This window comes from Kitasatospora sp. MBT66 (assembly GCF_000710405.2).
In the GTDB taxonomy this organism is placed as follows: domain Bacteria; phylum Actinomycetota; class Actinomycetes; order Streptomycetales; family Streptomycetaceae; genus Kitasatospora; species Kitasatospora purpeofusca.
Window position 1 is genome coordinate 443,135 of sequence record NZ_JAIY01000016.1, and the last position, 6,983, is coordinate 450,117.

Here is a 6,983-nt window from a genome sequence, read left to right on the forward strand (position 1 = left end):
ACGCGCCGCCGAGGTCGGCCGCGATCGCGGCGGGTCCGGCCAGGCCGACGGTGGTGCCGGGGACCTGTTCGGCGAGTTCGCGGACGGCGCGCACGGTGTCGCCGGTCTCCCGGCCGAGGTCGGCGCGCAGTTGGACGACGCCCTGGAGGGCCTGTCCGTCGGCGGCGGGCAGGGCGGGCGAGACCCGTCCGGTGGCGCCGGGCAGGGCCGCGGCGGCCCGCAGGGCCTGTTCCGCGGCGGCGTGCCCGGTCCCGTCGAGGGGGCCGCCGCGGCTCTCCCAGACGATGATCACGGGCACCGCGTTGTCGGTCCGGAAGTCGGCGCCGAGCCGGGCGGCCTCGGTGGACTCGGCGCTGCGGGGCAGGAAGGCGGCCCGGTCGTTGGTCGCGACCTCGCCGAGTCGGCCCGCGTAGGAGCCGAAGGCGCCGCCGAGGCCGAGCCAGACGATCAGCAGCGCGAGCGGGACGAGCAGCCGGGCGCGGCGGCGCCGGGCGGACGGGCCGGGTGTCGGGGCCCCGCCCGGAGGTGACGGCGCGGGAGGCACCGGGGCGGGTGGTGGGGCGGCGTGGGGACGGTCAGCGGGCATGGCGGGGCGCGCTCCGGGCCTGGGCGGGGTCGTGGACAGCCCGGATCATATCTCTCGATGATTAAGAGGCTTGACGGGTGGAGAGGTTTCGCGGTCGCGCCAGGAGTCCGGCCACCGAGAGCGCGCCCCAGCCGACCGAGACGGCGACGGCCATCACCCGGTGCCGGCGGGCCGGGAGGGCGGTGGCAAGCAGTGCGGCGTCGCCCAGGTCGGAGGCGATCCGCAGGGCGGTGGCGGTGCGCAGCGCGACGTCGTTCGGGGCGAGGGCCATGGCGAGGCCGCAGGCGGCGTCGCGCAGGGCCAGCGGGCGCAGGCAGGCGGCGACCGGCGCGGGCACCGAGCCGTCCGGCGCGGTGAGGCCGGAGGGGCGGGCCAGCAGGGCGGGCCGGCGGGCGACGGCGATGCCGTAGACGGCGGTGGCGGCGCCGGTGAGTCGCAGCAGGGGCTGGTGCATGGTGGTGACCTCCCGATGGGCTGGCGGACGGGGCGGATCCTATCTCTCGACGGCCAAGAGATCCCGGCGAACGGGACCACTCGGGGGCGGGCCTCACCAGGAGGGGCCGGAGCAGGAGCTGCCGGAGCACCCGGCCCCGGGTACACCGACGGCCCACCGGTGCGGGACCGGTGGGCCGTCGGCGCGCTGCCCGCGGGGAGCCGGCAGGGGCGCGCCAGGAGACGTCGGGAGACGTCAGGAGACGTCAGGAGACGCGCTTGATCTGCCAGGCGTTGTTGTTGAGGCTCGGCACGGCGGAGTAGCGGCAGCTGCTGTTGTAGAACGAGGAGAGCTGCACCCAGCCGGCCGGCTGGTAGGTCGAGGCGCAGACCGTGAGCGTGGTGCCGATCGGCAGACCGGTGAGCTGCTTGATCTGCTTCTTGTTGGGGTTGAAGGTCGAGCCGCAGCTGAGGTCGTTCCACCACTGGACGTCGACCCAGCCGGTCGGGGTGAGCTGGCTGCTGCAGACGTTCAGGGTGTCGCCGGGGGCGGCGTGCGCGGTGGTGGTGGTGGTCATGGTGAGCGCGGCGGCGGCACAACCGGCGGCCAGGGCGACGGCGCGAAGACGGGACACGGAGCGGCTCCTCTCCACGGCGCGGGCGATCCGCACCGGACACCCATTCCTATCGGTGGGACCATTGGCACGGACAGTGACTTTCCGGTCCGGGGCACCGGGGCCACGACGGGTTCGCCACTGTTGACAGTGCGCCGACACACCTGTTCGTGGCCGCCGCGCCCGACCGGGGCCCACCAGCACCCCACGGAGGCGGTGATCCTGGTGGGCCCGGTGAGATGTGACGACAGGTCAGTAGACCCGGGTGATCCTCCAGGAGTTGTGCTCCAGGCTCGGCACGGCCGAGTAGCGGCAGCTCTGGCTGTAGAACTCGGAGACCTGCGTCCAGCCGGCCGGCGGCCAGGCCGAGGCGCAGACGTTGAGGGTGGTGCCGACGGGCAGACCGGCGACCTGCTCCATCGTCTTCCGGTTCGGGGTGAAGGTGCCGCCGCCGCAGCTGTAGTCGTTGGCCCAGGCGATGTCGACCCAGCCGGCGGGGGTGTACTGGTTGGCGCAGATGCTCACGATGTCGCCGGGGGCGGCCTGGGCGACGGTCGCGGTGGTCGCGGCCAGGGTCAGGGCGGCGGCGGTACAGCCGAGGGCCAGTGCGGTGGCGCGGAGACGGGACACGGTGCGGCTCCTCTCGCGGCACGGACGTTCCGTGCCGGGCCCATTCCTACCGGCGCACCGAGGCGCGCGAACAGGCGCTTTCCGGTCCGGTGCGCCGGGGCGCGCGTCGCGTTCGCGCCTGTTGACAGTCCGTCGGCGTACTTCCCGGGAGACCGAACGGCCCGTCCGGACCCCGGAGTTCGGGGTCCGGACGGGCCGGGCGGGTCACGTCGGGCGGGTCACGTCGGACGGGCCGGGCGGGTCGCGTCGGGCGCACGCGCCGCGACGGCGTCAGCCGGTGATCGGCTTCACGTCCAGCCGGATGTGGTCGACGGCCCAGAACCAGTTGTTCCCGGCGTCGAACATCCGGAACTTCAGCGTCACGCCGCGCGCGCCCGCCGGAACGGCGAACTGCTTGGTGACGAAGGTGTTCTGGACGTCCTTGCCGGCGTTGTCGTTGCCGGTGGCGTCCGAGCTGTAGTACACCAGCCGGGTCTCGGTGCCGTTGTCGAAGACCGCGGTGACCGAGGCCTTCTGCGGGGCCTCCTGGCGGTAGTGCGAGTCGAAGCCCAGGTACAGGGTGGTGGCCCCGGCCGGGACGGGCACGACGGGCGAGACCAGGGTCGAGTCGAACACGCCCTTCTTGGACGGCGCGCCGGTGTCGTCCCAGTCGTCCGGGTCGGCCACGGCCAGGATGCCGAGGCCCCGGGTGAAGTTGCCCCGGTCCTGGCCGGCCGGGTTGGACCACTCGCGCTTGGTGTGGAAGGTCCAGCCCTGGAGCCGGACGGTGCCCTGCGGCATGGCCGGCGCGTTGACGACCGACCAGCCCTGCGGCGCCTGCGGCGTCCAGCCGACCACTCCGCCGACCGGCTGGAGCGCGCCCGCGAGCGACTCGAAGTCCTCGCCGAGCAGGTGGCCGGCCATCACCGGCGCGGTGCGGGCGGCGAGTTCGCCGTCGGCGACGGCGAAGCGGTTGCCGGCCAGCGCGCGGGCGGTGACCAGGACGCGGTGGGTGGCGCCGTCCGGCAGCTGGGCGGGCGGGGTGACGTCCCACTCGGCGGTGGCGCTCGCCGCGGCGGCCAGCGCGGCCGGCGGCGCGGTGACGGCGGCGACCGTCCAGCCGGCCGGGACGACCGGCTGGGCCTCGATCACGGTCAGCGCGTCGCCGGCGGTGAAGCGGGCGGTGACCCGGGCCGGGCGGCCGGGCAGCAGGATCGCCTCGTCGATGGTGGTGGAGGCGGCCTTGAGCGCGACGTCCACGGTCAGCGGGTCGGCCTGGCCCATCGCCGGGTCGGTGAGCAGGTGCTCGCCGTCCCAGGGGAAGCGGCCGGCGATCCGGCGGCGGAAGCCGAGTTCGCCGCGCACGCCCACCGCGACGTCGTACCAGCCCTCGGGGCCGACGTTGAGGTTGACGGTCTTGTCGTCGCCCGCGGCGACCCGGACCTCGCGCAGCCCGTCGCCGTAGGCGAGGTCGCCGACCAGGAAGGTCTGGGCGGTGCGCGAGCGGTTGATCACGTCCACCTCCAGCACCTTGCCGTTGCGCTCCTCGGAGAGCGCGATCTCGTACGCGGTGTCGACGGTGCCGCGCAGGTGCCAGAGCGCGCCGTTGGGGCCGTGCACCCGCAGGTCGTAGCCGTCCTGGCCGACCGTCCAGACGTCGGAGATCCGGGACTTGGCGCCGACCGTGTAGTGGCGCGGCAGGGCGCCGGGGGCCGGGTAGACGGCGAAGACCGCGCCCTGCTTGCCCTGGTTGATGAAGTCGATCGTCAGCTGGTCGCCCTTGAGGCGCGGCTTGACGGTGAGGTCGTACGGCGCCGGGCGGGCGGCCCGGGTGCCGCGCTCCTGCTGCGGGAAGGACTGCGGGTTGGGCACGGTCGGCGCGGGCAGCCTGCCGGTGTCGACGACCTTCTGCCGGTTGCCGCTGGTGTCGGGGAGCTCGGGCCAGCGCGGGTCGCGGCCGGAGAAGTCGAAGACGTTGGTGAGGTCGCCGCAGACCGAGCGCCGCCAGGGGCTGATGTTGGGCTCCTGGATGCCGAAGCGCTGCTCCAGGAAGCGCAGCACCGAGGTGTGGTCGTAGACGCTGGAGTCGACGACGCCGCCGCGGGTCCACGGGGAGACCACGATCATCGGCACCCGGACGCCGAGGCCCATCGGGTACGGGCCGGACTCCACGCGCTCGCCGGCGGGCAGGGTGTCCGACCAGGTGAGCGAGCCGTCGGCCGCCTTGACCCGGTACTTGCCGTCCTGGCTCACCACGCGGTGGTAGGTGGAGCCGCCCTTGCTCACGCGGACGACGACCTCGCCGTCGACCGGCACGGTGGACTTGCCGCGACCGGTGGCCAGCGGCGGGACGGGCGGCAGCTGGTGGTCGAAGAAGCCGCCGTGCTCGTCGTAGTTGAGGATGAAGACGGTCTTCTCCCACACCTCGGGCTTGGCCGCGAGGGCGGCCAGCAGCCGGGCGGTGAGGTGCTCGCCGTTCGGCGGCGCGTAGTTGGCGTGTTCGGAGAGCGCGGCGGGGGCGACGATCCAGGACACCTGCGGGAGGGTGTCGGCCTGGACGTCGGCGGCGAAGGCCTCGACCAGGGCGTCGCCCATCGCGAACGGGTCGCCCTTCTTGGCCGGGTCGCCGACCGCGCGCATGCCGCGCTCGTACAGCGGCTCGCCGGGCTTGGCCTTGACGAAGGGGGCGAACCAGGCGAGCGCGTTGTCGTCGAAGTTGTCCAGCGCCTGGTAGGTCCGCCAGCTGACGCCGGCCTTCTCCAGGCGCTCGGCGTAGGTGGTCCACTCGTAACCACCGGGGATCTCGGTGTTGTCGGTGACCGGGGTGTCCCGGACGGTGCCGCCGCTGGTGCCCGTCATCAGGTGCTCGCGGTTGGTGTTGGTGTTGCACTGCACCGACGCGTAGTAGGCGTCGCAGGTGGTGAACACCGAGGCGAGCGCGTGGTAGAAGGGCATGTCGGCGCTCTCGTAGTAGCCCTGGCCGAGCCAGCCGCCGGAGCGGCGGGTGACCGAGCCGTCGGCGAGGCCGTCGTTCCAGGCCTTCATCGAGTCGACGAAGCCGAACGCGGGGGCGCCCTGCTGGTACGCGTTGGTGTGGGCGGCGTTCATCGGGAACGGCAGGAGGTGGCCCTCCTTGCGGCTCGGGTCGGGCTGGTGGAAGACCGAGCGGCCGTTGACGCCCCGCACCGCCGTCCGGTCGCCGAAGCCGCGGACGCCGGCCTGGGTGCCGAAGTAGTGGTCGAAGGCGCGGTTCTCCTGCATGAACACCACAACGTGCTGGATGTCCGCCAGGCGGCCGGGGCGGGCCGGCGCGGCGAGCGCCTCGCGCACGCTGAGGGGGAGGGCGGACAGCACGGCGGCGGCGGCCGCGCCGCCGAGCAGGGTGCGGCGCGACAGTTCGGGCTGCGGACTCATCGGGGGTGACTCCTTGTACAAAGCGGGGGGCGCCTGGCGCTGTGGTCCAGACCCGTTATGTGTACGTGCCCCAGATGGACGGGAACGGGGGGTTCGATGGCGCGTCGATGACGGACAGTGAACCCATAGCTGTACAGACAACTTGCCGTCGGCGGCGGTCCGCGGCCACCCGCCCGCCGCGACCGCCGCCGGCCGCCGTCCCAGCAGCCCCGCCGGTCACGCCAGGCCCCCGGTGACGGAAGGTGGTTGACGAACCGTCGGCAGCCTCCGGCCAGGTCGTGGACAACCCTTGACGAGGCATGTGGTCTGTGGAAACCTCGCGGCAGGTCCAGGCCAATGATCTTCGTACGGGGGTAGGGGATCGCTTCGCCTGACGCATCAGGGGGGACACCTGGGAGTCGGGTCCGGCCGTGCCTCGGCGCCTGCCGACCGGTCCGCGGGGCGGGCCGGCCACCCTTCGGCAGCCGCGCCGTCCGACCGCGCCGTGCCGCGCCCGCGCGCCACCACGGCCACCGCTCGGACGGGTGCCCCGCAGCTCCGTCTCCGACTCCCGAATCGAGCACAGCATGTCCGACTCCACCGACCGGCCCGGCCCTTCCTCCGCCGCCGGGGCCCCCGCGAGAGCGACGGACGCCGCACGGCCCGCCTCCCCCGCCCAGCACGGAATCTGGCTGACCAGCAGGCTCACCCACGTCCCCGAGGTCTTCCACCTCGCGCTGCGGATCGGCTTCGACCGGATCGACACCGCCGCGCTGGCCCGCGCCGTCGACGCGACCGTCGCCCGGCATCCCGCGCTCTCCTCCGCGCTGGTGGAACGGGACGGCGTGCTCCGCCCCGTCCCGGCCGGGCGGGTGCCCGCGCTCACCGTCCTGGAACCGGCCGGCGAGCCGCTCGGAGAGTGTGCCGACGCCTGCGCCGACGCCCTCGCCAAGCGGCTCGCCGAGGAACTCTCGCTGCCGTTCGACCTGGCCCGGGGGCCGCTCGCCCGGTTCACCCTGGACCGGCGGGCGGACGGGAGCGCCGAACTGCTGGTGGTGGCGCACCACGCGGTGTTCGACGGCAACTCCAAGGACGTGCTGGTCGCGGACCTCGCCGCCGGGTACGCCGCCGCGCTCGCGTCGCCGTCCGCGGTGGCGGTGGAGGAGGGGACGGCACGGTCCGACGCGGACGCCGCGCCTCCGGTCGACCCCGGGCTCCTCGCCCGCGCCGCCGCCTTCCACGGCCCCCGCTGGGCGGCCGCCACCGCCCCGGTGCTCCCCGGCAGCCCCCGCGCGGTGACCGACGCCGGCCGCGGCGAATCCGTCGCCTGGCGGCTCGACCGCGCGGCC

At 74.4% G+C, this 6,983-nt stretch carries 6 protein-coding genes; 1 reads left to right on the forward strand and 5 read right to left on the reverse strand.

Going from position 1 to position 6,983, the window contains the following annotated elements; translation table 11 throughout:
* The 5 genes from BI06_RS37870 to BI06_RS37890 form a co-directional block, all read right to left on the reverse strand.
* Positions 1–586: MMPL family transporter (locus BI06_RS37870; RefSeq protein ID WP_043475871.1), on the reverse strand; the 586-nt coding region annotated here is incomplete at its 3' end.
* Between the two features lie 61 nt (positions 587–647).
* Positions 648–1,040, reverse strand: a complete 393-nt coding sequence (locus BI06_RS37875; RefSeq protein WP_030393133.1) for a hypothetical protein — start codon at positions 1,038–1,040, stop codon at positions 648–650.
* Positions 1,041–1,284: 244 nt separating this feature from the next.
* Positions 1,285–1,653, reverse strand: coding sequence for a hypothetical protein (locus tag BI06_RS37880; protein ID WP_149030607.1), 369 nt, complete (start codon positions 1,651–1,653; stop codon positions 1,285–1,287).
* A gap of 231 nt (positions 1,654–1,884) precedes the next feature.
* Complete coding sequence (locus BI06_RS37885) at positions 1,885–2,262, reverse strand: hypothetical protein (RefSeq protein WP_037779542.1); 378 nt, start codon at positions 2,260–2,262, stop codon at positions 1,885–1,887.
* Between the two features lie 270 nt (positions 2,263–2,532).
* A complete protein-coding gene (locus BI06_RS37890; protein WP_051742747.1) occupies positions 2,533–5,655 on the reverse strand; it encodes a phosphocholine-specific phospholipase C in 3,123 nt (1,040 codons plus the stop codon).
* Positions 5,656–6,221: 566 nt separating this feature from the next.
* Here BI06_RS37890 and BI06_RS47270 point away from each other — a divergent pair.
* Positions 6,222–6,983 (forward strand): condensation domain-containing protein (locus BI06_RS47270; protein ID WP_233290454.1); only part of this gene is annotated, 762 nt, incomplete at its 3' end.